Source organism: Lysobacter sp. ISL-50 (assembly GCF_018612875.1).
In the GTDB taxonomy this organism is placed as follows: Bacteria; Pseudomonadota; Gammaproteobacteria; order Xanthomonadales; family Xanthomonadaceae; genus Lysobacter.
This window is the reverse complement of the sequence record NZ_JAGGRI010000024.1, coordinates 159,148-181,548: the sequence shown is the minus strand read 5'-3', so window position 1 is coordinate 181,548 and position 22,401 is coordinate 159,148. Positions and strand designations below refer to the sequence as shown.

Annotated in this window: 25 protein-coding genes and 2 tRNA genes; 12 read left to right on the top strand and 15 right to left on the bottom strand. The window is 67.4% G+C overall.

Features of this window, described 5'->3' with window-relative positions; translation table 11 throughout:
- Positions 1-10: 10 nt before the first annotated feature.
- Positions 11-778: an ABC transporter ATP-binding protein gene (locus J7J50_RS15620; protein ID WP_251044450.1), complete on the bottom strand. Its 768-nt coding sequence runs from the start codon at positions 776-778 to the stop codon at positions 11-13.
- 163 nt (positions 779-941) lie between these two features.
- Positions 942-1,115: a hypothetical protein gene (locus tag J7J50_RS24855; RefSeq protein WP_251044451.1), complete on the bottom strand. Its 174-nt coding sequence runs from the start codon at positions 1,113-1,115 to the stop codon at positions 942-944.
- Between J7J50_RS24855 and J7J50_RS24850 the strand changes: the two genes are divergently transcribed.
- The gene (locus J7J50_RS24850) at positions 1,114-1,644 is read left to right on the top strand and encodes an arylesterase (RefSeq protein WP_251044452.1); all 531 of its coding nucleotides are present in this window, start codon (positions 1,114-1,116) and stop codon (positions 1,642-1,644) included. The two genes, J7J50_RS24855 and J7J50_RS24850, sit on opposite strands and share 2 nt — an antisense overlap.
- Before the next feature lie 183 nt (positions 1,645-1,827).
- Here the strand turns inward: J7J50_RS24850 and J7J50_RS15610 are convergent, their stop codons facing one another.
- The 11 genes from J7J50_RS15610 to J7J50_RS15560 form a co-directional block, all read right to left on the bottom strand.
- Entirely contained in the window at positions 1,828-2,601 is a 774-nt protein-coding gene (locus J7J50_RS15610) for a Crp/Fnr family transcriptional regulator (RefSeq protein ID WP_215056718.1), read from the bottom strand.
- A 262-nt stretch (positions 2,602-2,863) separates the two neighbouring features.
- Positions 2,864-3,199 (bottom strand): RebB family R body protein, encoded by a 336-nt coding sequence (locus J7J50_RS15605; protein WP_057941544.1) that lies wholly within the window; start codon positions 3,197-3,199, stop codon positions 2,864-2,866.
- 134 nt (positions 3,200-3,333) lie between these two features.
- Positions 3,334-3,657: a RebB family R body protein gene (locus J7J50_RS15600; protein WP_057941543.1), complete on the bottom strand. Its 324-nt coding sequence runs from the start codon at positions 3,655-3,657 to the stop codon at positions 3,334-3,336.
- 57 nt (positions 3,658-3,714) lie between these two features.
- Positions 3,715-4,380 (bottom strand): hypothetical protein, encoded by a 666-nt coding sequence (locus J7J50_RS15595; protein ID WP_215056719.1) that lies wholly within the window; start codon positions 4,378-4,380, stop codon positions 3,715-3,717.
- Positions 4,381-4,389: 9 nt separating this feature from the next.
- Positions 4,390-4,704, bottom strand: coding sequence for a hypothetical protein (locus J7J50_RS15590; protein WP_215056720.1), 315 nt, complete (start codon positions 4,702-4,704; stop codon positions 4,390-4,392).
- 48 nt (positions 4,705-4,752) lie between these two features.
- Positions 4,753-7,065 carry a hypothetical protein gene (locus J7J50_RS15585; RefSeq protein ID WP_215056721.1) on the bottom strand — a complete coding sequence of 771 codons (2,313 nt, stop codon included), beginning with the start codon at positions 7,063-7,065 and terminating at the stop codon, positions 4,753-4,755.
- A 165-nt stretch (positions 7,066-7,230) separates the two neighbouring features.
- Positions 7,231-8,232: a hypothetical protein gene (locus J7J50_RS24845; protein WP_251047722.1), complete on the bottom strand. Its 1,002-nt coding sequence runs from the start codon at positions 8,230-8,232 to the stop codon at positions 7,231-7,233.
- A gap of 70 nt (positions 8,233-8,302) precedes the next feature.
- On the bottom strand, positions 8,303-8,536 hold the full coding sequence (locus J7J50_RS15575; protein WP_057941538.1) for a RebB family R body protein: 234 nt from the start codon (positions 8,534-8,536) through the stop codon (positions 8,303-8,305).
- A gap of 93 nt (positions 8,537-8,629) precedes the next feature.
- The gene (locus J7J50_RS15570) at positions 8,630-9,187 is read right to left on the bottom strand and encodes a sigma factor-like helix-turn-helix DNA-binding protein (RefSeq protein ID WP_215056722.1); all 558 of its coding nucleotides are present in this window, start codon (positions 9,185-9,187) and stop codon (positions 8,630-8,632) included.
- A 1,061-nt stretch (positions 9,188-10,248) separates the two neighbouring features.
- Positions 10,249-10,731 carry a hypothetical protein gene (locus tag J7J50_RS15565; RefSeq protein ID WP_215056723.1) on the bottom strand — a complete coding sequence of 161 codons (483 nt, stop codon included), beginning with the start codon at positions 10,729-10,731 and terminating at the stop codon, positions 10,249-10,251.
- Complete coding sequence (locus J7J50_RS15560) at positions 10,728-11,294, bottom strand: sigma-70 family RNA polymerase sigma factor (protein WP_057941535.1); 567 nt, start codon at positions 11,292-11,294, stop codon at positions 10,728-10,730. Before J7J50_RS15560 ends, J7J50_RS15565 begins: the two co-directional genes overlap by 4 nt.
- A gap of 240 nt (positions 11,295-11,534) precedes the next feature.
- On the opposite strand from J7J50_RS15560, the gene J7J50_RS15555 reads away from it, so the two are divergent.
- Positions 11,535-11,858: a DUF6249 domain-containing protein gene (locus J7J50_RS15555; protein ID WP_215056724.1), complete on the top strand. Its 324-nt coding sequence runs from the start codon at positions 11,535-11,537 to the stop codon at positions 11,856-11,858.
- Between the two features lie 163 nt (positions 11,859-12,021).
- A complete protein-coding gene (locus J7J50_RS15550; protein ID WP_215056725.1) occupies positions 12,022-13,035 on the top strand; it encodes a polysaccharide deacetylase family protein in 1,014 nt (337 codons plus the stop codon).
- Between the two features lie 7 nt (positions 13,036-13,042).
- Here J7J50_RS15550 and J7J50_RS15545 read toward each other — a convergent pair whose 3' ends face one another.
- Positions 13,043-13,477 (bottom strand): Lrp/AsnC family transcriptional regulator, encoded by a 435-nt coding sequence (locus J7J50_RS15545; protein ID WP_215056726.1) that lies wholly within the window; start codon positions 13,475-13,477, stop codon positions 13,043-13,045.
- Between the two features lie 160 nt (positions 13,478-13,637).
- Here J7J50_RS15545 and J7J50_RS15540 point away from each other — a divergent pair, with 160 nt between their 5' ends.
- The 8 genes from J7J50_RS15540 (at position 13,638) to J7J50_RS15505 (ending at position 19,549) form a co-directional block, all read left to right on the top strand.
- Positions 13,638-14,204 carry an isochorismatase family protein gene (locus J7J50_RS15540; RefSeq protein ID WP_215056727.1) on the top strand — a complete coding sequence of 189 codons (567 nt, stop codon included), beginning with the start codon at positions 13,638-13,640 and terminating at the stop codon, positions 14,202-14,204.
- Between the two features lie 756 nt (positions 14,205-14,960).
- Positions 14,961-15,031, top strand: a tRNA-Thr gene (locus J7J50_RS15535).
- A tRNA-OTHER gene (locus tag J7J50_RS15530) sits at positions 15,032-15,104 on the top strand.
- A 56-nt stretch (positions 15,105-15,160) separates the two neighbouring features.
- The gene (locus tag J7J50_RS15525; protein WP_215056728.1) at positions 15,161-15,340 is read left to right on the top strand and encodes a hypothetical protein; all 180 of its coding nucleotides are present in this window, start codon (positions 15,161-15,163) and stop codon (positions 15,338-15,340) included.
- 213 nt (positions 15,341-15,553) lie between these two features.
- Complete coding sequence (locus J7J50_RS15520; protein ID WP_215056729.1) at positions 15,554-16,684, top strand: slipin family protein; 1,131 nt, start codon at positions 15,554-15,556, stop codon at positions 16,682-16,684.
- A 150-nt stretch (positions 16,685-16,834) separates the two neighbouring features.
- Positions 16,835-17,716 carry a hypothetical protein gene (locus J7J50_RS15515; RefSeq protein WP_215056730.1) on the top strand — a complete coding sequence of 294 codons (882 nt, stop codon included), beginning with the start codon at positions 16,835-16,837 and terminating at the stop codon, positions 17,714-17,716.
- Position 17,717: 1 nt separating this feature from the next.
- Positions 17,718-18,938 carry an RtcB family protein gene (locus J7J50_RS15510; protein ID WP_215056731.1) on the top strand — a complete coding sequence of 407 codons (1,221 nt, stop codon included), beginning with the start codon at positions 17,718-17,720 and terminating at the stop codon, positions 18,936-18,938.
- A gap of 335 nt (positions 18,939-19,273) precedes the next feature.
- On the top strand, positions 19,274-19,549 hold the full coding sequence (locus tag J7J50_RS15505) for a hypothetical protein (protein WP_215056732.1): 276 nt from the start codon (positions 19,274-19,276) through the stop codon (positions 19,547-19,549).
- 147 nt (positions 19,550-19,696) lie between these two features.
- Here J7J50_RS15505 and J7J50_RS15500 read toward each other — a convergent pair whose 3' ends face one another.
- The gene (locus J7J50_RS15500) at positions 19,697-20,605 is read right to left on the bottom strand and encodes a DMT family transporter (RefSeq protein ID WP_215056733.1); all 909 of its coding nucleotides are present in this window, start codon (positions 20,603-20,605) and stop codon (positions 19,697-19,699) included.
- Between the two features lie 316 nt (positions 20,606-20,921).
- Between J7J50_RS15500 and J7J50_RS15495 the strand changes: the two genes are divergently transcribed.
- The gene (locus J7J50_RS15495; protein ID WP_215056734.1) at positions 20,922-22,343 is read left to right on the top strand and encodes a PLP-dependent aminotransferase family protein; all 1,422 of its coding nucleotides are present in this window, start codon (positions 20,922-20,924) and stop codon (positions 22,341-22,343) included.
- Positions 22,344-22,401 lie beyond the last annotated feature (58 nt).

Genomic DNA, 22,401 nt, shown 5'->3' with positions numbered 1-22,401 from the left:
CGGCCCACGATCAGCCCTGCACCAGTCGGCCGCTGTCCAGGCGGATGCGGCGATGGCAGCGCTCGGCCAGATGCTCATCGTGGGTCACCAGCACCAGCGTGGTGCCGGCGTCGGCATTGAGCTGGAACAGCAATTCGATGATCGCCTGACCGGTGTGAGTGTCGAGATTGCCCGTGGGCTCATCGGCGAACAGCAGCGACGGCCGGGTCACGAACGCGCGCGCCAGCGCCACGCGCTGTTGCTCGCCGCCGGACAACTGGCGCGGATAGTGTTCCAGGCGCTGGCCCAATCCGACCTTGTCCAGGATCGCCTGCGCCGGCGTGCGCGCATCGCGATCGCCGCGCAGTTCCAGCGGCAGCATCACGTTTTCCAGCGCGGTCAGCGACGGCAGCAGTTGGAAGCTTTGGAACACGAAGCCGACCTTCTCGCCGCGCACGCGCGCGCGGCCGTCTTCGTCCAGTGCGGAAATATTTTCGCCGTCGAGCTTGACCGTGCCGGTGCTGGGCGAATCCAGGCCCGCCAGCAACGACAGCAAGGTGCTCTTGCCCGAACCCGACGCGCCGACGATGGCGACGGTGTCGCCCTTGGCGATCGAGAAACCGACCCCATCGAGGATGGTGAGTTCGCCCGACGGCAACGCGACGTGCTTGCCCAGGCCATCGACTTCCAGCGTCGCCACACCGCGCGCCGCCGCTGGCGTCGCTTCAGCCTGCGGTTCGTCACCGTCTTTCACGATGCGCTCGGCCATGATCGAATCAGCGAGATTGGAAACTGCCATGATCGTCCTTCTGCTTGCCTCGCCGCATCATCGGGAGACGTTATTAAATGATCTTTAAGAACCTTGGCGCCCGGCATGCCGCTGCGGGCCCGCACCGCGGCGGCACCGATGCCGCTGGCGACAGACGCGCGAATGAAGGATATGCGGCACGGCGCGGCACGGTTCAATGGGCCATCGGGCATGCCCGCGCGGCCGGCACGGGCGGCGCGCGGGCCGCATTATTGGCCGCGGCCGTGCTGCTGAGCGCCGGGGCGCCGCTTTCGGCCCAGCCCGCGCCGGCCGCCAAGCCGGCGGCGGCGGCCCCCGCGGCCAAGGCCGCGCGCACGGTGTTGTTCATGGGCGATTCGCTTTCGGCCGGTTACGGCCTGGCCGCCTCGCAGGGCTGGGTGTCGTTGACCGCCGAGCGCATCGCCAAGACCCAGCCCGGCTGGCGCGTGGTCAACGCCAGCATCAGCGGCGAAACCACCGCCGGCGGCGCGGCGCGCATCGCCGGCGAGTTGCAGCGCAACAAGCCGGCCGTGGTGGTGATCGAACTGGGCGCCAACGACGGCTTGCGCGGTCTGCAGTTGGCGCAGAGCCGGGCCAATCTGGAGCGCATGATCCAGGCCGCGCAGGGCGCCAAGGCGCAGGTGCTGCTGATCGGCATGCGCATGCCGCCGAACCTGGGCAAGGAATACACGGAAGGCTTCGAGCGCAACTACCGCGAGCTGTCGCAGAAGTACCGCACCCAGTTGCTGCCGTTCCTGCTGGAACCGGTGGCGATGGATCGCGCCGCGTTCCAGGCCGACAACCTGCATCCGATCGCCAGCGCGCAACCGAAGCTGCGCGATCATGTGTGGACGAAGCTGGGGCCGATGTTGAAGTGAGATCGTTTCGCCGCGGCTTTTGCTGTTGCCCCCTTTGACAAAGGGGGCGAACGGTCGCGAAGCGGACGTGGGGGATTTGCTTTTGCGGTTGTTCTTCGGGCCGTGCGGCTAAAAGCAAATCCCCCCTAGCCCCCCTTTTTCAAAGGGGGGAACAGCATGCAGCGACGACGCGCATCTTCGACATCACGCACTACGCCGCGCCGCCGTCGACCTCGCGCGTTGATCCGGCCGTTCCGCATCGCGACCCAGATACGCCTTGCAGCGGAACTGGTCGATATCGTTGATGCGCAGGATATTGCGCTTGCGGCTCACCAAACCGCTGCGATGCCAGGTCTGCAACTGCGCGTTCAACTTCGGCCGGCTGGCGTTGACCATCGCCGCCAGAATGCTCTGGGTCGGCGGCAAGGCGACTTCGAAATCGCCTTCGCGCGGCCGCGACTGGTTGTGCATCAGCGACAGCAGATAACGCGCCAGGCGCGACTCCAGCCGATGCAGGCACATGGTCTCCAGGCTCTCGACCGCATGCCGCAAACGCAGGCACAGCGATACGTGGGCGCGTTCGATCACCCCCGGATCGCAGGTCAGGCTGGGAAAGTGCCGGCGCGACAGCAGCAACACCCGCGTGGCGGTGTAGGCCACCGCGGTGAAGGTGTGCGAATGCGTATCCAGCAGCGGCGTCTCATCGACCGTCTCGCCGCTTTCGATCGTATCGACGATCAACTCCTGCCCATCGGGCCCGTACAGCAGCTTGTAGATCCGCCCGTGCACGACGAAGGCGAGAAAATCGCTGGGATCGTTCTTGAAGAACAGCGCGTCGCCTTCGTCCAGATTCAGCTCGGTGCTGTGACGCGCGATGTGCTCCAGCAGCGTCGGCGGCAGGCCGCGCAGCAGCGCGCAGCGATCCAGGCCCCAACGGCGCCGGCGCACCGCGTTGCCGTCGTCCGGTGTCAGGGACATAAGCTCGGCCGCGCGCCGGCAGCGGCGGCGGCGAGGCGACCGCTGCGGGCGCCCAGGTGATGACGGCCGCGACCGCGGCCGGTGGCAGGTTTCATAACGCCCCCTGTGGACGTCTGCGTTCGGAAGCCGCGGCGAGGACGATGGCCGAAACAGCGATGGTTCCCCTGCAGTCGTGGCGTCGTCGCCGTACTGCTGCTCGCGGCGCGCGTGGCCGCTACGATGCCGGCGCCCTGCGGCGGTCCGGCATCGCGTCCGTCGCGGCTTACAGGCCGGACGGCGATTTGAACGCGTTCAACACGGTCAACAGGCTGGTCAGGTTGTCGGCCACGCCGGTCTGACCGATCTTTTCCGTCGCGCCCGCGGCGGCCGTGGTGTCGACGCTGTAGACCTGCATCACCCCCTGGTTGGCCGCGGCCAGCGCCAAGGTGTTCTGCTGCTGCTGAGCGGCGACCGAGTTCTCGAACAGGATGCCGGTGGAATGCGCCGAGGCCTGGAAGATCGAGCCCATCGCGAAGGCGGGGCCCTCGGCGATGACCTTGACGTTGGACTGGGTGACGGCGTCGGTGATCTGATTGTTGACTGCGGTGGGATATGCCATGAGTGAATCCTCGGTAGCGGTAATCGGATTTCAAGCGTCGCAAGCGGCGAAGGCCGATGCCGGCCCGGCTCATGCAAACCGCGAGCCGGCATCTTCGATCCGACCTGCGCGGCCGGATCGCGGCGATCGACGGCTTAGGACTTGAACGCCTGCAGCACGGTCATCAGGCTGGTGAGGTTGTCGGACACACCGGTCTGGGCGACCTTCTCGGTGGCGCCGGCGGCGGCGGTCGTATCCAGGCTGTAGATCTGCATCACGCCCTGGTTGGCGGCGGCCTGCGCCAGCGTGTTCTGCTGCTGCTGCGCCGAGACTGCGTTCTCGAACAAGATGCCGGTGGAGTGGGCCATCGACTGATAGATCGAACCCATCGCGAAGGCCGGCGCTTCGCCGATGACCTTGACGTTGGACTGGGTGACGGCATCGGTGATTTGATCGTTGACGGCGGTAGGGAATGCCATGTCGAGCTCCTTAGGATGAAGTACGGCCGATGCCGTACGTTGCTGAAGAACGAGTCATCAATCGCGTTGTGAAGCCGGCGCCGAGGTCTTGGCGGACTTGTCGCGCGCTTCGCCCGCGGCCGCGGCGGCAGCGGGTTTTTCCGTGGTTTTTCCGCTTTTCGAAGCGTCGCCGGCAGCGTCGTCTTCGTCTTTTTTCGGCAGCAGGCCCTTGGCCTGGGCGGTGTCGATCACCGCTTGCAGCTGCAGCGCGAGCGGGCCGAACTGTTGCTGGAAGCAGGCATCGACTTCGGCCTTGATCAGCTCGGTGAGGCGCCCCGCGATCTGCGAGATCAGCGGCGGCTGGGTGCCCGGCGGCAGATCCTTCGGACGCAGGCCTTCGAGCGAGTCGGTGCGTTCCAGCGCGCCGAGCACGGCGCTCTCGGCCGCGCGCTCGGCCTGGGCGTTGCTGATCAGCGCGGCCTGCGCGCGGCCCAGGCTCTGCTTGATCACGGCCTGAATGCGCTGGCGCTCTTCGTCGATCGCATCCCCGGCCTGGCCGCGCCGTCCGCCGGCCGCCGCGCTCGTCTGCGCACGCGCGTGCGCGTCCGGCGCGATCAGGTGCAGGGCCAGTTCGGCGCGTTGCGCCTCGCTCAGTTCCAGATCGAAGTACTTGTGCGCGAACACGCGCAGTTGCTCGTCCAGGTCCGAGCGCGCGGCCCGCGCGGCGGGCGGCTGTTTCGCCACGGCCGACATTCAGCGCACGCCCAGCAGACGCGTCAGCGCCTGCACCACTTTCGGCTCGGCCAGCAGCTCGATCAGGCGCTTGATCATCGCCTCGGTCGATTGCTCCAGCTCGGCGATCTGCGCCGACGGCGACGCGACGGCCGTCGCAGTTGTCGTGGTCGATGCGGCGGTAACGGCCGGCTCGGCCGCCGTTACGCGTTGTGGCGCCGGCATGGCGGCCGCGCCCGTCACCGCCCCGACGCTCGCAGTTTTTTCCGGCGCCGCCGGCGAATCGAACAGGCCTTCCAGTTCCTCATGCAGCAGATAATGCAGATTCTCGTCCATAGCGAACTCCGGTCCTACAAGTCATGCGATACGCAATGCGGCCGGATTTCAGGCCGGCGCCGCGTTGCGCGTCACGGTGACGACCGATGCCGGCGCCTTGTAGCCGGCGATGGTCGCGGTGGTCTGACGCTGGCTGGAATAGCCCGCTAGCGGCCCGATGGTGCTTTGCCAGTAGGCGGCGGCGACATCAAAGATCAGTTGCTGCAATTGGCTTCCGACCACACCGGTCGCGCCCGGCGCGGAATCGAACGGCACCAGGTTGTAGGCCAGCAGCAGCACGCTGCGCAGGTATTCGTCCTGGATGTCGGTGTGCTCCACGCCTTGCGCGTCGGAGCCGAGCAGATAGCAGCGCCAGTTGATGAACAGGTTCAGCGCGCGCGCAAGAGCGGCGAACCACACGCTGCGCGACTGATTTTCGCCGATCATCGCCGTGACCAGGGTCTGGAATCCCTGGTAGCAGTTCGCCGCGCCGATGGTCTGGATGATCGGCGCCATCGCCACGCTCAGCATCGGCGTGATCACCGGCGCGCCGGCGCTGAACAGCAGCGGCAGGGTGGTCGAGCCGCGCGCCAGCTGCATCAGCTGATTGACCTGATCCGCGCTCAGGGCTTGCAAGCCGGTGAACATCACCGTGTCGGTGACGGCGGTGAGCAGGTCCGTATCGACATAACCGTCGAGATGGCGGAAGCCGCGGTTGAGCCGGTAGCCCTCCACCGAAGCGAACAGGCCCGAGGCGCCGGTGATCGCGTTGCTGCCCAGGTTGGTGTCGAAGGCGATCACCGGATAGCGCGCGGCGACGAAGCTGCGGTAGTAGTAGGCGTGGCCCAGGCGGAAGCTCAGCAGCGTCGCCGGCGCGGTCAGCAGCGCGTAGTAACTGGGCGCGGGCGGCGGTGGCGGCGACGGCGGCGCGCCCGCGGGCGGCGGCGCCGACGGCAGGTCCAGCGATTCGCACAGCGCCATCATGTTGCGCTTGCCGGCGTAGGCGACCAGTTCGCGGGTGCGCGTGCTGTTGCCGTCGTAGCGGCGCAGGGTCAGTCCGCCGATGGTCAACGAGTCGTTGCGGAACAATTCGTCGAACAGGCCCGAGACCTGGTTGTCCGACAGCGCGTGGGTGCCGGCGCTGCCGCGCGGATGGTCGGCCTGGCGGCCTTGCGCGGCGGCCAGGCAGGTCAGCACGTAGTCGGCGTAGGCGCGGTAGAACGGCGCGTCGGGCAATTGCGCCGAGTACGCCATCGCATAACCGATCGCCGAGCGGTTGTCGGCGGCGACGCCCATGCCTTCGCCGCAGTGGATGTGATTGACGAACTGCAGCGCGCGCGCATTCGCGCCGCTGCCGAAGTACTGCGTCAACGGCGGCGTCGCCTGGCTGGCCTGCGCGGTCAGGAAGGCGAACAGCTCGGCGTAGTTGCCGACCTTGTTCTCGCTGCCGAGCAGATCGATGCCGACCACTTCGGTCAGGCTCGCGTCCTGGAACAGCGGCAGCAGCTTGGTGTTGAGATCGCGTTCGAGTTCCTTGTCGCCGCCGTACACCGCCGAGGTGTGGCCCAGCAGCTTGTACTGGGTGCTGCGCGCGCTGTTGTAGCTGCTGGCCACGGCGTTGGCGGCGCGGATCTCGTCCTCGCCCAGGGCCAGCTGGGCATGGCCGATGCCTTCGTTTTCCAGATACAGCAGGCTCATCGCCATCCATTGCAGATAGCGCTCTTCGCCGCCGGGCTCGGCGCGCAGCTTCTTCAGCGCGAACGAGCGCGCACGGTAGGCATCGTCGAACGGGGTGTATTTGCTCGCGCTGTAGATCTTGTCGTTGAAGTAGCGCAGCGTCGGCAGCAGCGGCGCCAGCGCATCGGCCGCGCCGGGCAGCGACGAGCGCTTGGCGATCGATTCCAGTGCGCCGCGCACGCTCTTGTACAGCACCGGATCGGTCGCCGCCGCGCCGCTCAGATCGGCTAGTTCCATACGCCGGACCAGGCACACGCAGGCGATGTAGATGTCCTCCGCGATGCATTCGCCGCGCTCGTAGCGCTGGCGATTGCCGCTGGCGGCGAGGATCGCCAACGGATTGCTTTCTTCCATCAGCGCCAGCGCCTTGAGGAACAACGACAGGGCGCCGCGGCGGCCCTGCTGGGCGTCGGCGGCGCCGCCGAACGCGCCGGCCAGCGACAGCTGCTGGCCTTGCGCGATCTGCACGTTGACATCGACCTCGATGGTGCCGTCGCGGCCTTGCTGGGTGTAGGCCACCGGCAGCTGCACCGCCTGCGCGGCCGTCGCGGTCTCGTCCTCGACCGGCAGGATGCCGCCGAAATGGCTGTGGTAATCGAATCGGTAGCTGGGCAGCGTCAGCGAGGGCAAGGAAAAGTAAGCCACGGCCTGGGTCCTTTGCGAAATTCGCGGCGACAGCGCGGCGTGGCGGGCGCGGATGCAGCGCCCGCACGCGGGTGGCGGCGACGGTGATGACGGAATGTCGGACGGAGCGATGAAACGAAACGGCTACGGCGATACGGCGGCGGCGCGTTCCCGAGCGCTGAGCGCTCAGGAACTCTTGCGGTTCTGCAACAAGGTGGAGTACTTGTCGATGCTCTTGTCGATTTGATCGATGGCGTAGCTCGCCGATGCGGCTTCCATCGCGCCCGCGGCGGCGGCGACGGCGGCGGCGGCGGCAATGAAGATGTCCGTGGCGAGGATGCCCAAAGCGTCTTCCGCGGCCGGTTCGATGTTGCCTTCGACCAGTTCCTGCGTCATTTGCTTTATCAGCACGCCCTGGCTGGCCAGCGCCATCTTGGTGACGCCGTCGAAATACACCGCGGCCGATTGCGCGACCAGGCCGGCGGCCTGGCTGATCATCATGTCCGGGCCGGTCGCGATCTGCGAAGGCGAGTACGACGCGGTTTCGGCGTTGGTGAACTGCACCGCCTGCACGATCTTCTGATTGAGCGCGTCGGTCGGCGGCGGTGTTGGTGGTGTCGGCGGCGTCGGCGGTGTCGTGGGTGGTGTGGTGGGCGGCGTCGTGGGCGGCGTGGCCGACGGTGTCGCCGACGCTCCCGGCGGTGTCGCGCCGCCGCCCTGGGTCGCGCGTTCGCGCGCCGTCGCCAGCGGCGTTTTCGGCGGCGCGGCGGCGAATACAGGCGATGGCGCGACGGCGGCCGGCGTCGCGTCCGTCGGACTCGGATCGGCTGCGGCTGCGGCTGCGGCTGCGTTGGACGCATTCGTGTTCGAGTTCGGCGCGGTTGCCGCAGGCGCAGCGGCGGCCGTCGATGCCGCGTCCGCGGCCAAAGGCGCGGTCGCGTCGCCGCCGGAGGACGCTGGCGACGACGCGGCCGCACCACCGCCAGGCGATGGCGTGCCAGGGGACACGACGGGCGCGGCGGCGGCAACAGCAGGCGCTGCGGGCGCGGCGTTCGCGGCAACGGCAGCGGCCGCAGGCGGCGCGGGCGCGGCTTCCGCAGCCGCAGCCACCGTCGGCGGCGACGGCCCGCTCGCGGGCGCGGCCGGCGTCGCGGCGGAATCCTTGTCTTTACCGAACCAGAACTTCATCGCACTTCTCCCGCGCGTCGAAAACCCTCTTTCCGCTCAATCCCGGCATGCATGGTCGGCAACGGGCGCATCACGTCTTGTCGCCCACCGCCATGATCAGCTGCACCGCCTTGGACACCACCGCGGTCGAGATCTGATTGAGCACCTGCTGGCTGTGCACGGCGTTCTGCAAGGCCAGACCCGTGGAATGGCTGGACACCTGGTACAACGAAGCGATGGCCTGCGCGGGCGCTTCGGCGACCACCTTGACGTTGGTCTGGGTGACGGCGTCGGTGATCTGCGAGTTGACGGGGGTATCGGCCATGAGCCTGTCCTTGGGTTGAGTTCGTTACGGGTCTATCCAGGTGGAACGCGGTCCCGGTGGGCTTGTGAAGGCGCGGCGCCCGGCCGCGCCGGTTCAATCCCGCGACATCACCAGCTTCAGGCGATTGCGCAGCAGCTCCACCCGCTTGCGCGCCAGCGGCTGATTGATGTGCAGCTTCTCGGCGATCACCGGATACGGCAGATCGTCGATGAAGCGGTAAGCGAACAGGCGCCGCTGCTCGCGGCTCATCCGCGCCACCGCATCGACCACGCGGTCGAGCTGCTGGTCCAGTTCCAGCTTCTGCAAGGCGGTCAGGCCGTCGTGGGCGAAACCGGCCGAGTCGCCGTCGACCTCGCGGTTGCGGTCGAACACCTCGCGGTCGCGCCCGCGCCGGCGCACGCTGTCGAGAAATACGTGACGCAGCACCACGAACAGGAAGCCGCACGGATCGGTGATGGTCTGCGGCGAGCGGCGCATGAACAGCAAGGCCTTGATCGCGGTATTGGCCAGTAATTCCTCGGCGCGGTCGCGCTGGCCTTCGGCGAAACGTCGCGCCCGCGCTTCCAGCTCCGGCAGGCTCACCCGCCACGCGTTGGCGAACATTTCATCGGCGGCCTTGAAATCGGGACGTTCGAGTCTTGTACGTTCCATCACTCGCCTCTCCTGTTGTATGCATGTCAGGCGAGTCTGGTGAGGGGGTCCGGCGATGGCTGTTACTTGGGTGACACGCGCAGGGCACTGGTGACAGCGAACTGCGCACGCCGTCGCGATACCGCAAATGCGCGGATGCGGTTTCGCGTTTTGTTCGAGCGGCCCGCCCGTTTCGAGGTTTGTTGTAGGAGGGCCTTCAGGCCCGATGCTGTTCGATCAGACCCGGTTAGGGTCAAGGCAATCGGAGCGGAAGGCATCGGGGCTGAAGCCCCTTCCACATTCGCGTTTTGTTCGAGCGGCCCGTCCGTTTCGAGGTTTTTTGTAGGAGGGCCTTCAGACCCGATGCTGTTCGATCAGGCCCGGTTAGGGTCAAGGCAATCGGAGCGGAAGGCATCGGGGCTGAAGCCCCTCCCACATTCGCGTTTTGTTCGAGCGGCCCGCCCGTTTCGAGGCTTGTTGCAGGAGGGCCTTCAGGCCCGATGCTGTTCGATCAGGCCCGGTTAGGATCAGGGCGATCGGAGCGGAAGGCATCGGGGCTGAAGCCCCTCCTACATTCGCGTTTTGTTCGAGCGGCCCGTCCGTTTCGAGGTCTTTTGTAGGAGGGCCTTCAGACCCGATGCTGTTCGATCAGGCCCGGTTAGGGTCAAGGCGATCGGAGCGAAAGGCATCGGGGCTGAAGCCCCTCCTACATTCGCGTTTTGTTCGAGCGGCCGGTCCGCTTCGAGGTTTGTTGTAGGAGGGCCTTCAGGCCCGATGCTGTTCGATCAGACCCGGTCAGGGTCAAGGCGATCGGAGCGAAAGGCATTGGGGCTGAAGCCCCTCCTACATTCGCGTTTTGTTCGAGCGGCCGTCCGTTTCGAGGTTTGTTGTGGGAGGGCCTTCAGGCCCGATGCTGTTCGATCAGGCCCGGTTAGGGTCAAGGCGATCGGAGCGAAAGGCATCGGGGCTGAAGCCCCTCCCACAATAGAAAATTTCCGCGGCAGCAAACGCCGTGAACCCAGGCGCCGCCGTCATCGCCGCGCGCGCCGCTGCAGACAGCGGCGCGGCTGGCGCTCAGTCGATCACGCCGTATGCCGGGGCGCGGCGTCCAGGCCGATTGCGCGGGCGACGCCTTCCCAGCCCCAGGTCAGCAGACAGCAGCCGCCGGCCAGCACACCCCAGGACAGGCTGCCGGACGGCACCTGCGCCTGCAGCGCCGGCCACCAGTTGGCGCTGCTCGACCAGACCATCGCCGCGCCCGCCACCACCAGCGCGGCGAGCAGGAGCTGCTGCAGATAACGTTCGACCCGGTCGTTGCCGGCGGCCAGGGCCTGCGCGCGGCGCGCGATCTGTTCCGCGAAGCCGTACGCGATGGGCTCCATCACCGGCGCGCGCAAGGCCCGGGTCAGCAGGCGGTACTGGGCCAGGCGGGGATCGGCCTCGTCCATCGGCGCGCCGGCGCGTTCCTCGCGCTGGGCGCGTTCCTGCAGCTCCCATTCGCGGGCGATGCGCGGATCGTCGAAGCGGACCGCGTCGGCAGCGGTGTTTTCAGGTGTGCGGTTCATGCGAATTCTCCCAACCGGGCTTCCAGGCGCTGGCGCAGGCGCGCGCGGGTGCGGAACAGGTGGCTCTTGATCGTACCCTCGGCCAGACCGGTGATCTGCGCGATTTCGCCGATGGGCACTTCTTCCAGGTGATACAGGGTCAGTAATGTGCGCTGCAACGGCGGCAGCGCCTCGATCTCGGCGTGCAGGCCGGCGGCGATTTCCTCGTCGGCGCAGGCCGCCTCCAGATCGAAGCCGTCGCTGACCCGATCCAGCGGCGACAGCGCGTCCTCGTCGTCGGCCACTTCCACGATCGGAATCCGCTTGCGCTCCAGATGGCGCTTGGCGACCGAATAGGCGACCTGACCGATCCACGACTTGAGCGGGCTCTCGTGACGGTATTGGTGCAGACACTGGTGCACGCGCAGGAAGGCTTCCTGACACAGCTCGCGGGTGTCGTCGGGATGGCGGACCATGCGCTGGATGATGTGCCAGCACAGCCCCTGGTACTCGCGCACCAGACGCTCGAACGCGCCCGGCGCGCGCGCCAGTACGGCTTCGACCAGGGTGCGGTCGTCGTTCATGGGGTTGTACCGGTCATGGCCCAGAGGATGCGGCCACGGCGCGCGCGGTTGCAGTGGCGGGGCACCGGTCGCGCGGTGATACCTGTCACTTGTCCGCCGCCGCGTCCGGCCGGCGGTGGCGCCGGGCGCCACGGCGCCCTTCCGGGCCGCGCCCGGCGGGCCGCGGCGGGGCCGGCTGCAACCGACGGCGAGGGCGCCGTATCCATTGCAGCCAGACCCGAACCCGCAGAGACTGCCGCCATGCCAGAAATCCTCGTCCCCATCACCCTGTTCGTCTGCATCGTCTTCGCGATCAAGATCGTCGTGGAGGCGCGTTTCCGCAGCAAACTGCTGCAGACCGGCGGCGCCGAAGAGCTGTTGCGCTCGATGGCCCGCGACGAAGACATCCGCCGCCGCCACGGCGCCCTGCGCTGGGGCATCGTCATGGTCCTGCTCGCGGTCGGCTTCGGCATCATCGAAAGCGCCGGCTGGCGCGACGCCAACCCCGGCACCGTCGCGGTGCTGCTCGGCGCGATCGGGATCGGCAATCTGGCTTACTACTTCATTTCGCGCAAGCTCGACTGAGGCGCGATCCTCGGGATCGGCGGCGTGCGCCGGCCCGCGTCGCACGACGCGGGCGGCGAACGCGACCGGCCATTTAGCGACCCATGCCGCGACTGCGAACCGCGGCGGTAGGCAGGCGGCGCCGGCGCGGCGATGATCGGCGCATCCCCGATCGGAGGTCCGCATGCGCCCGTTCGCCACGCTCCATTCGACGCTCGCCCATTCCACGCTGTTGCGTTCCCTCTTCGCCGGCCTGTTGCTGCTCGCGGGCGGCGCGGACGCCGCCGCGGCGCAAGCCAAGACCGCGCCGGACCGGCGCATCGCGATGACCGTGGACGATCTGCCCTGGGTGCAATTGCCCAGCGTGCCGACCGCGCAGATCATCGCCGACCACCACCGCCTGATCGCCGCGATCGGCCGCGCCGGCGTGCCGGTGATCGGCTTCGTCAACGAAGGCAAGCTCGAAGGCGGCGGCCAGTTGCAGGCCGAACGCGTGGCGATGCTGCGCGACTGGCTCGACGCCGGCGCCACCTTGGGCAATCACAGTTACAGCCACGCCGATCTGCATGCGGTCGGGCTGAAAGCGTACGAAGACGACATCCTGCGCGGCGAGCGGCAACTGCGGCCGATGCTGCAGGCGCGCGGGCAGACCCCGCACTGGTTCCGTCATCCCTACCTGCGCGCCGGGCGCAGCGCGCAGGACAAGGTCGATCTGGCGAAATTCCTCGACGCGCACGGCTATCGCATCGCGCCGGTGACCGTGGACAACTCCGACTGGATCTGGGCCGCGGCCTATCTGCACGCCGCCGACCGTCCCGGCGCGGCCAAGCTCAAGGCCAGGTTGCGCCGCGATTACATCAAGTACATGGGCAGCAAGCTCGACTACTACGAACAGCAATCGATCGCCCTGCTCGGCTACAACCTGCCGCAGGTGTGGCTGATCCACGCCAACGCGCTCAACGCCGCCAGCTACGGCGACCTGATCGCGATGGCGCGCAAACGCGGCTACCGGTTCATCGGCCTGGACGAAGCCATGCGCGATCGCGCCTACGAGCGCACCGACGCCTACACCGGCCCGGCCGGACCGAGCTGGCTGCATCGCTGGGCGATCGGCGCGAAGGAACCGGCGAGCTTCTTCGCCGGCGAACCTACCGTGCCGGACTGGGTGTTGACGCTGGCGAAGCTGGATTCGGAGTAAGGCGCGCTTAGGTGCGATCGAGCGCCGTGCGCAGGATCGGGATCGTGGTGACGTCGTCCACGCCCTTCATCGCCGCGACCCGCTCGCGCAGGTCGGCCAACTCGCCGGGCGAGCGCGTTTCCACCAGCACCATCAGATCGGTCTCGCCCGCCACGCTGTGCACCAGCCGCACCTGCGGCCATTCCGACAGCGGCGGCACGATGTCGTCGCAGCTGAAGCCTTCCGCGTAACGCAGCATCAGCCACGCGCACAGCGGATCGCCGCCGCTGCCCAGGCGCACGGTGTATTGCGCGATCACCCCGGCCGCCTCCAGGCGCTGCAGGCGTTCCTGCACGGTGCTGCGCGACAGGCTCACCGCCTTGGCCAGGGCCACCGTCGACAGACGGGCATTGTCCTGCAGCAACGCGATCAGCTTGCGATCGACTTCGTCCAGCGTCTTCATGATGGGAACCCGTGGCGGCTGTCCGGCCGCGCCGGCCGGGACCGTCATTGTGCCGGGTTGAGACCGGCACGGCGCAATGCGCACCATGCCGCATCGCCCAGCGCGCCGCGCCCGTGCCGACCATGTCCGCGTCCCAGCCCATCCCAACGAACCGATCTCCATGAACTCATCGCATCGCACCGCCCTCATTCCCATCGACGTCCAGCGCGGCTTCGACTATCCGCCGTGGGGGCCTCGAAACAATCCGGCGATGGAACACAACGGCCGACGCCTGCTCGCGGCCTGGCGCGAACGCGGCTTGCCGTTGATCCATGTGCGCCACGATTCCATCCACGACGGTTCGCCGTTGCAGCCCACGCATGCGGGCCATGCCTTTCGCGACGGCTTCGAACCGCTCGACGGCGAAACGGTCGTCGGCAAATCGGCCAATGCCGCCTTCATCGGCACCGACCTGGACTTGCGCCTGCGCCGGTTGCGCATCGACACCGTCGTGCTGTTCGGCATCAGCACCGACATGTGCGTGTCCACCACCGCGCGCATGGCGAGCAACCTGGGCTATCGCACGGTCGTGGTCGGCGATGCCTGCTGCTGTTTCGATCTGACCGACGCCGACGGGACGGTGATTGCGGCCGAAGCGATCAGCCGCGCACATCTGGCTACGTTGCGCGCGGAGTTTGCCGAGGTGATCGATACCGATGCGTTGTTGGCGAGAGTCGGCCAATTCTGATCGCACGCAACGCAATCACATCGTCCCGCATCGCTTTCCCTCCCTCTCCCGCTTGCGGGAGAGGGCCGGGGTGAGGGCACGCGCAACCTCAAACCATCATCGCAACTAGAAATCTCTCGCCACACCCCCGCCCGAATCGATCACACCGACCGCGAAAAAACCTTTCGCGGGACGACGAACGGTCTTGCATCCGTAATTTCGCGAGCGTAGAGTTCGCGCCCATCGTCCTTGCGACGCAATCAACCGACCGCCTTCACATGCATCTCGACATCCACATCGCCAAACAGAACGAACTGCGGGCCTCGTGCCCCGGTCTGTTCGACCGCGCGTTGTCGATGCGCGGTCGCCAGGCGCAACACACGCCGGATTGATCTTCTTTGCCAAGGAAGATCGGTCGCCCGATCTTCCGAGGAAGCGAACGCCCTCGGTCGAACACCGGGGGCGTTTTCGTTTCAGCGCTCGCAAAGGACACCATAACCCTTGAAAACAAGCTTGATCGCACACGGCCCCGAAGCATCGTAGACACAGGGGTTCGACCGCAGAGGCGCTTTGAGCGCTGTGCTTGGGTGCTTCGGCACGGGCGGCGCGTGCGCGATCGACTCACATGGGCGCTTGCGCCCGAACGAATTGCCGTCTGGAAACAGACGTCAGTGCGCAGAATCAATGAAACGCATTTCAGCGGTACGGGTTGCCATCCCGTCCGGTGCGCGCGGCCGTGCCGTGGCGTATGCCGAAGTGCGCGGACGGGTTCTGCTTTGGAAGGTAGCTCAGTCGGTTAGAGCGGCGACTTAGTGCGCAGGCCGTCGGTTCGAGTCCGACCCTTTCGCTTGGATATAGCTCAGTCGGTTAGAGCACAGCGTCTTGATGCTGTTGTCGCGGGTTCGATTCCCGTTATCCCACCTACTGCCTAAAAAGCAGTCTTGAAGGAACGAAAGTTCCAACCCAGGAAACGCCCCGTGCGGCGTTTCGCCAAACGTCGCTGTCACGCGACGCGCAACGAAACGCGGCAGCGGCGGCACCGCCGGACCCACGCCCTGAAGGCGCAGGAACGGCGCGGCGCAAGCATCGGCGACAAGGATCGTCGCGATGCCTGGCGGCACCGGCTCCGCGCGATCCGCGCGCGGGTTTCGCGGTGACGGCGTCAGGGGCGTTTCCGCCTTGTTCCGTTCGTCTCCGTGCGCGGCGAACAAGCTCCAACGTTGTGCGCGCCCGGCGCGCATGACGAACCCATCGCGGCGCCCGCGGGCGCCGCGATCGCCCTGGCTTTTCACCGCGCCCTTGCGACAACCGATTCGGTCGCAACGGTCACCACCACGGATCGGACCCACCGGAACCTCAAGGAGAACACCATGTTCTGGATGAAGAAGGTCGTGGTCGGCGATGCCGAGCGCGTCCTGGTTTACCGCAACCGCCGCATCGAGCGCGTGCTCGGCGCTGGCGTCCATCGCCTCAGCGACTTCAAGCGCGAGCTGGCGCTGGTCACGCACGACATCGGCAACAGCCAGTACACCGGCAACGATGGCGAGGCGCTGATCGCCGGCCTGGGCGAGCGCCTGCAGATGCATTTTGTCCTGGCCGACATCGGCAACGACGAAGTCGGGCTGATGCTGCGCAACGGCCGCATCGCCGATGTGCTCGCGCCGGGCACCCGCCGCCTGTACTGGAAGGGCCTGGCCAGCATCGAGATCCGCGCCATCGCCCTGGGCGAAGGTCTGGAGGTCGAGCGCGAGGTCGCCAACGGCCTGCGTCAGCTCAGCTACCTCGACCGCGTCGCGGTCGCCGGCAACGTGCCGACCGAATCGGCCGGTCTGCTGTTCGTGGACGGAAAGTTCGTGCGTCGTCTGGAGCCGGGCGCGTATGCGTTCTGGAACCTGCGCAAGAACGTCGCGGTCGAGGTGGTGGAACTGCGCGTGCAGGCGATGGAAGTATCGGGCCAGGAACTGCTGACCCGCGACAAGGTGTCGCTGCGCGTGAACCTGGCCGCGAGCCTGCGCGTGACCGACCCGGTCGCGGCGCGTACCCGCGTCGCCAAGTACCTCGACCACGTCTATCGCGAGCTGCAGTACGGTCTGCGCAAGGCGATCTCGTCCAAGACCCTGGACGAATTGCTCGGCGACAAGGCTTCGCTCGACGCGGACATCTTCGCCCATGTGCGCGGGCCGGTCGCCGAGGCGGGGCTGGAAGTGCTCGGCGTCGGCGTCAAGGACGTGATCCTGCCGGGCGAGATGAAGGACATCCTCAACGGCGTGGTGCAGGCGGAGAAGACCGCGCAGGCCAACGTGATCCGTCGCCGCGAAGAGGCGAACGCGACGCGCAGCCTGCTCAACACCGCCAAGCTGATCGAGGAAAGCCCGGTCTTGATGCGCCTGAAGGAGCTCGAGGCCCTGGAAAAGATCACCGAGAAGATCGACAAGCTGACCGTATTCGGCGGTCTGGAGGGAGTCATGAAGCAATTGGTCAGCCTGAAGGGCAACGGCTGAGACGCACGACCGCATGGCGGCACGCCATGCGGATTCCGATAGCGCCTCAGCCGCGAAGGCAACGCGAGCGCCGCCCCGCGTGGGGCGGCCGTACCGTCGTGCCCGGCCGCATGGCCGAGCGCGCCGATAGCTATCGGATACCAAACCTGTATGCGAAACGACATGTACAAAGTGATCGTCGAGCGCCCGCGCCTGGGCGGCGGCTGGGACAAGCCGGGACGCGAAGCGCGCGACCCGGAAGACCAGCGTGTCCACGAGAGCCTGCGCCTGCGACACGGCTACCGTAAAAGCCTCAACGAAAACCTGCGCCCGCTGCAGCGCTACCTGGAACGCCAGGTCGGACGGCGCTGGGACTTGGTCTACTCGCAGCTGTGCGCGCGCGTGGACCGGCGCAACACCGTGCAGCAACACATCCATCAACACATTGATGATTTCGTGGCCATGCAAGTGCTCGAAATCGACGGAGAATTCCATGTAATGAGAAGCTGGGGCGGCTTGGCGCCGCTCGCTGAAGTCCGTAGCGCGCTGTATGTCGATCCCCGCAACGGTTGCCTGATGCGCAACGAGGCGGCGATCGGCCTGCGCGGCGAGCGCCGCCGCGCGCACCGCATGGCGGTGCGCGCGCGTCGCGAAGGTTGGCAGGATGAGGTGCGCACGCTGGACGCGCACACCCAACTGCGGCGCATCGACGGCCTGTGGTACGAGGTCGCACTCGCGCCGGTGCCCGCGCGCGATACGCCGCGCAAGCCCGATCAACGCAGGCGCAAGCTGCCGAGGCAGATCGTCTTCGATGCGGTGACCCACAAGAAGATCGGCCCCTGCGATGGCGAGCGATGCCGGACATACGGCGCTTGCGCGCTGTACGCACGGCGCAAGCGGCAGCTCAGCGGCGCGGAGTTGAGCGATCACGGACTGCGCAACGGCACCGCGCCCGATTCGTACGCCGCGAGCCCGCGCTCCGGCGGGCGGGCGCCGCATGCATCCAAATATCGCGCGCCGATACGAAACGGCGCGCGCAACAAGGAACATTGACATGAGTACATCAAGCTTCGAACTGCTCCACGCCGAAGAAGGCGCGGTGCCGGTCAAGGGCTGGGTGCGCGGGGTGACGGTCGACGAAGGCGCGCGGCGGCAGCTGCGCAACATCGCCGCCCTGCCCCACGTCGGCCCCTGGGTCGCGGTGATGCCCGACGTCCACCTGGGCAAGGGCGCCACCGTCGGCTCGGTGGTGCCCACGCGCGGCGCGATCATTCCGGCCGCGGTCGGCGTCGATCTGGGCTGCGGCATGGCCGCGGTGCGCACCACGCTGCGGGCGAAGGACCTGCCCGACAGTCTGGCCAAGCTGCGTTCGGCGATCGAGCACTGCGTGCCGGTCGGCAACGGCCGCGGCGGCGAGCACCGGCGCCTGCCCGACAGCCACGCCACGCGCCTGGCCAAGTCGGGCCTGGCGTCGCGGCTGGAGGTCATCCACGGCAAGCACCGCAAGCTGCGCACCGACAAGCTCGACAAGCAGATCGGCACGCTCGGCGGCGGCAATCACTTCATCGAAGTCTGTCTCGACGAGGCCGGCGCGGTATGGGTGATGCTGCACTCGGGCTCGCGCGGCACCGGCAACCTGATCGGCAGCTACTTCATCGAGCTGGCGCGGCTGAAACTGGAACGCCGCGTGCTGGGCTTCCATCTGCCGGACAAGGACCTGGCTTTCCTGTTGGAAGGCGAGCCTTTGTTCGACGACTACGTCGAAGCGGTCGGCTGGGCACAGGACTACGCCCGCCATAACCGCGAAGCGATGATGGAGCGGGTGTTGCACGCGATGCGTATCCAGCTGCCGAAGTTCCAGCTGGAAAAAACCGCGGTCAACTGCCACCACAACTACGTGCAGCGCGAGGAACATTTCGGCGAATCGTTGTGGGTCACGCGCAAGGGCGCGGTCAGCGCGCGCGAAGGCGAGCTCGGCATCATCCCCGGCAGCATGGGCGCGCGCAGCTACATCGTGCGCGGCAAGGGCAACGCGGACAGCTTCCGCAGCTGCAGCCACGGTGCCGGCCGGGTCATGAGCCGCACGCAAGCGCGGCAGCAGATCACGCTGAAGGACCATCGTGAGGCCACGGCCCACGTGGAATGCCGCAAGGACGCGGCGGTCATCGACGAATCGCCGGCGGCGTACAAGCCGATCGAAGCGGTGATGGCGGCTCAGACCGATCTGGTCGAGGTGGTTCACACCTTGCGCCAGGTGGTCTGCATCAAGGGTTGAGCGCAGGGAAGCGCTCGGGCGCCGCCCCTCGTGGGCGGCGTTTTTTTGCCGCCGGTGCATCCGGCCGCGCCGATGGAAACGAATGGCTTATCGACGGCCGATTCACCGCGCGGCCGCGAACACCCGGCGCATTCAGCATGCGCCCCACTCAAGGTTCAGTTTGGTCGCGCCGGGCCTCCGACTTTCGGTGGAGTACGAACGAACGCGCGAAAACCCGAATGCGTGTTTGCGACCTGGCTCGCGTTTCGGATGTGAGCTAGCCACTTCCCGTAACCCCCACCGAACATAAAACCGATATCGTCCTAATGCAAAAGGAATGCCAACGGACTGCCCCCATGCCCCCTCGCTACGTCGACTGGCTTTCCTCTTCGCCCGAGAGCGAACCGGGCGATCCGGCTTCGGCCAGCGCGGCGGCGATCCCGCATCACACCCGCGAACTGGCGATCACCTACGGCATCGGCGCGCGCCTGCATCACGGCGAACGCCATTGGGACGACATCCGCGACGAGCTGGCCCGGGGCTGGGAACGCCTGCGCGGGGCCGAGCAGGTGCCGTGGACGGTAGTCGAAGACGATGTCGAAGGCGCCTGGCGGCTGGTGCTCGCCGACTGAGTCGCGATCGGCTCGCCGCGGCATCGCATCGGCGAACGACAAATACCCTGCCGGCGCGTCCTTGCGCCGGCCGAGCAGGCGCAATCGCCTGCTGCCCCGTCTACACGACGGACCGGGTCGAGAAAAACATGCGGTCTTCGCGAGCGCTCAAGCCCGCGCCGGCAACGGCCGGCGCCATTGCCATTTCAGATTGACGCCCAGAGTGCCCAGCACGATCAGCGCCACGCCCAGGCTCTGCACCGGCGCCAATGTGCGGCCGTAGAGCAGGTAGTCCAGCAGCAGCGCGATCACCGGATAGATGAAAGCCAGCACCGCGATCGTCGCCACCTGCAGGCGCGGATACGACGAATAGAACAGCACGTAGCACACGCCGCTGTGGATCAGGCCCAGTCCGGCGAGCCAGAACCAGTGACTGCCCGGCGTCCACACCGCGGCGTAATCGGCGAACGGCGCCAGCATGACCACGCCGACCAGGCATTGGATCAGCACCACCGCGAACGGCCGCTCGCGGCTGATCCGCCGCGACAACAGCAACGACGCGCCGCACAGGATCGCCGCCACGAAGGTCATGCCGACGCCGATCAGATAACCGCTGCCGGCGCTGTTCCACAACTTGAACGGATCGGCCGAGCACAGCACGCCGACGAAGGCTATCGCCGTCCAGCCCAGGTCGGCCGCGCGCGTGCGCTCGCCGTAGAACATCGCCGCCATCCCCAGGATCACGAACGGGAAGAAGTGGTAGACCATCGTCGCCACGCCGATCGACGAGCGCGCCATGCCGGCGAACAGCGCCACCCAGTTCAGCACCAGCAGCACGCCGCTGACGATCGCCGAGCGGATCAGCGCGCGCTCGCCGAGCAAGCCGCGGAACAGCCCGCGCGCGGTGCCCCAGGCCAACAGAAACAGGCAGCCGAAGATGCAGCGGAACAGCACCGCGGTGATCGCGTTCTGGCCGCTTTCGTGCACGAACACGCCGACCGATCCGATCAGCAGTTCGGCGACCAATAACTGGATCAGGGCGGTACGCGACTCGGCGGGGGTGGCGACGGGGGGCATGAGGGACTGCGCGGTGCACGCGCCGGGGCGACGGGATCGGGGAGGCTCAGGTTAGGACCGGGCTGCGGACCGATACAGATTCAGTTAGGATCAATTTCGACCGGTACAGTTTGCGGGGCCGCGAGGCTGCATCTGTTCCCTCTCCCGCTTGCGGGAGAGGGTTAGGGTGAGGGGAGTGAGCGCCGAAGGCGCGAATGCCGTTGCCTTCACCAGCGCTTGCCGGCCCTCACCCCAACCCCTCTCCCGCGCCCCGAAGGAAGTCACCTTGGGTGGCCAGCGGGAGAGGGGCTTCGAACATGTCATCGGATTTGCCCCCATGTCCCAAGACCTCCTCTACGAACGCCTGGCCGACCGCATGCGCCGCCAGATCCAGCGCGGCGTGCTGCGCGCCGGCGAACGCCTGCCGTCGCTGCGCCGGCTCGGCCGCGATCAGCGCATCAGCCTGGCCACCGCGGTCGAGGCCTACCAGCAACTCGAACGCGAAGGGCTGATCGAAGCGCGGCCGCGTTCGGGCTACTACGTGCGCGCCGCCGCCGGTGCGCCGCCGCGCGGTTCGCGCGCGCGCCACCTCGCCCGCGCGCCGATGCCGGTGAGCAATCCCGCCCTGCTCGGCGTGCTCGACGTGCAATCGCGTCGCGACCTGATTCCGCTGCACGCGGCCACCCCGGACGCCTCGATGCTGCCGACCGCGGCGCTGGCCGCTTCAGTCGCGCGCGCGATGCGGCGCGATCCGCACACCGCGCTGAGCTACACCGTGCCGCAGGGGTTGCCGCAGTTGCGCGAGCGCATCGCTCAGCGTTACGCGCAATGCGGCGTGGAGATCGATCCGGACGAAGTCATCGTCACCGCCGGGGCGATGGAGGCGATCAGCCTGACCTTGCGCACGATCACCCGCCCGGGCGACATCGTGATCCTGGAATCGCCGACTTATCACGGCCTGCTGCAGGCGGTGTCGGCGCACGGCCTGCGCGTGCTGGAAATTCCCAACCATCCCGGCCGCGGCATCGACCCGGCGCAATTGCGCGAACTGCTCGAACGCCACGCGGTCCGCGCCGCGCTGCTGGTGCCGAACTTCAACAATCCGCTCGGCAGCTTGACCAGCGAGGCGAGCAAGCGCGAGATCGTCGCCGCCTGCGCCGCTCACGGCACGGCCTTGATCGAGGACGATCTGTACGGCGAACTGGCGTACTCCGGCGAACGTCCGTCGCCGCTGCGCCGTTACGACGACGGCGAACACGTGGTCACCTGCGGCTCGTATTCGAAGATGCTCGCGCCGGGCTTGCGCGTGGGTTGGATGCTCGGCGGGCGGCGCCGCTCGGAACTGCTGCGGACCAAGAGCTTTTCCACCGTCGCCACCGCGACCTTGCCGCAGATGGCGCTGATCGATTTCTTCGCCCGCCACGACATGGAACGCGGACTGCGGCGCTTGCGCCGGACCTTGGCCGGCAATGCGCAGATCTATCGGCAGGCCTTGCTGGACCATTGGCCCGACGGCACCTGCGTGGCCGAACCGGCCGGCGGCATGACCTTGTGGGTGGAGTTGCCGCCAGCCGTCGGCGGGCAGGCCTTGTTCGAAGCGGCGATGGCGCATGGCATCGGCATCCTGCCGGGGCATCTGTTTTCCAATCGGGGCGACTACGCCCACCACGTGCGGCTCAGTTGCGGGCAGCCGTGGGACAAGAAGATCGAGACGGCGTTGAAGACCGTGGGCGAGTTGGCCAAGGGCTTGCGAGGGTAAGCCGCGCGTCTTCGCGAACCCTGGACGCTTTTGTGGGAGGGGCTTCAGCCCCGATGCT

Coding starts and splice junctions, on each gene's coding strand:
- J7J50_RS15620 (WP_251044450.1), bottom strand. CDS start 778: ATGGCAGTTTCCAATCTCGCTGATTCGATCATGGCCGAGCGCATCGTG.
- J7J50_RS15600 (WP_057941543.1), bottom strand. CDS start 3,657: ATGGCATTCCCTACCGCCGTCAACGATCAAATCACCGATGCCGTCACC.
- J7J50_RS15550 (WP_215056725.1), top strand. CDS start 12,022: ATGCGCCCGTTCGCCACGCTCCATTCGACGCTCGCCCATTCCACGCTG.
- J7J50_RS15555 (WP_215056724.1), top strand. CDS start 11,535: ATGCCAGAAATCCTCGTCCCCATCACCCTGTTCGTCTGCATCGTCTTC.
- J7J50_RS15545 (WP_215056726.1), bottom strand. CDS start 13,477: ATGAAGACGCTGGACGAAGTCGATCGCAAGCTGATCGCGTTGCTGCAG.
- J7J50_RS15495 (WP_215056734.1), top strand. CDS start 20,922: ATGTCCCAAGACCTCCTCTACGAACGCCTGGCCGACCGCATGCGCCGC.
- J7J50_RS15540 (WP_215056727.1), top strand. CDS start 13,638: ATGAACTCATCGCATCGCACCGCCCTCATTCCCATCGACGTCCAGCGC.
- J7J50_RS15570 (WP_215056722.1), bottom strand. CDS start 9,187: ATGGAACGTACAAGACTCGAACGTCCCGATTTCAAGGCCGCCGATGAA.
- J7J50_RS15505 (WP_215056732.1), top strand. CDS start 19,274: ATGCCCCCTCGCTACGTCGACTGGCTTTCCTCTTCGCCCGAGAGCGAA.
- J7J50_RS15575 (WP_057941538.1), bottom strand. CDS start 8,536: ATGGCCGATACCCCCGTCAACTCGCAGATCACCGACGCCGTCACCCAG.
- J7J50_RS15520 (WP_215056729.1), top strand. CDS start 15,554: ATGTTCTGGATGAAGAAGGTCGTGGTCGGCGATGCCGAGCGCGTCCTG.
- J7J50_RS15565 (WP_215056723.1), bottom strand. CDS start 10,731: ATGAACCGCACACCTGAAAACACCGCTGCCGACGCGGTCCGCTTCGAC.
- J7J50_RS15610 (WP_215056718.1), bottom strand. CDS start 2,601: ATGTCCCTGACACCGGACGACGGCAACGCGGTGCGCCGGCGCCGTTGG.
- J7J50_RS15510 (WP_215056731.1), top strand. CDS start 17,718: ATGAGTACATCAAGCTTCGAACTGCTCCACGCCGAAGAAGGCGCGGTG.
- J7J50_RS15500 (WP_215056733.1), bottom strand. CDS start 20,605: ATGCCCCCCGTCGCCACCCCCGCCGAGTCGCGTACCGCCCTGATCCAG.
- J7J50_RS15590 (WP_215056720.1), bottom strand. CDS start 4,704: ATGGACGAGAATCTGCATTATCTGCTGCATGAGGAACTGGAAGGCCTG.
- J7J50_RS15605 (WP_057941544.1), bottom strand. CDS start 3,199: ATGGCATATCCCACCGCAGTCAACAATCAGATCACCGACGCCGTCACC.
- J7J50_RS24845 (WP_251047722.1), bottom strand. CDS start 8,232: ATGAAGTTCTGGTTCGGTAAAGACAAGGATTCCGCCGCGACGCCGGCC.
- J7J50_RS15560 (WP_057941535.1), bottom strand. CDS start 11,294: ATGAACGACGACCGCACCCTGGTCGAAGCCGTACTGGCGCGCGCGCCG.
- J7J50_RS24855 (WP_251044451.1), bottom strand. CDS start 1,115: ATGAACAACACCGTGCGCGCGGCCTTGGCCGCGGGGGCCGCCGCCGCC.
- J7J50_RS15515 (WP_215056730.1), top strand. CDS start 16,835: ATGCGAAACGACATGTACAAAGTGATCGTCGAGCGCCCGCGCCTGGGC.
- J7J50_RS24850 (WP_251044452.1), top strand. CDS start 1,114: ATGGGCGATTCGCTTTCGGCCGGTTACGGCCTGGCCGCCTCGCAGGGC.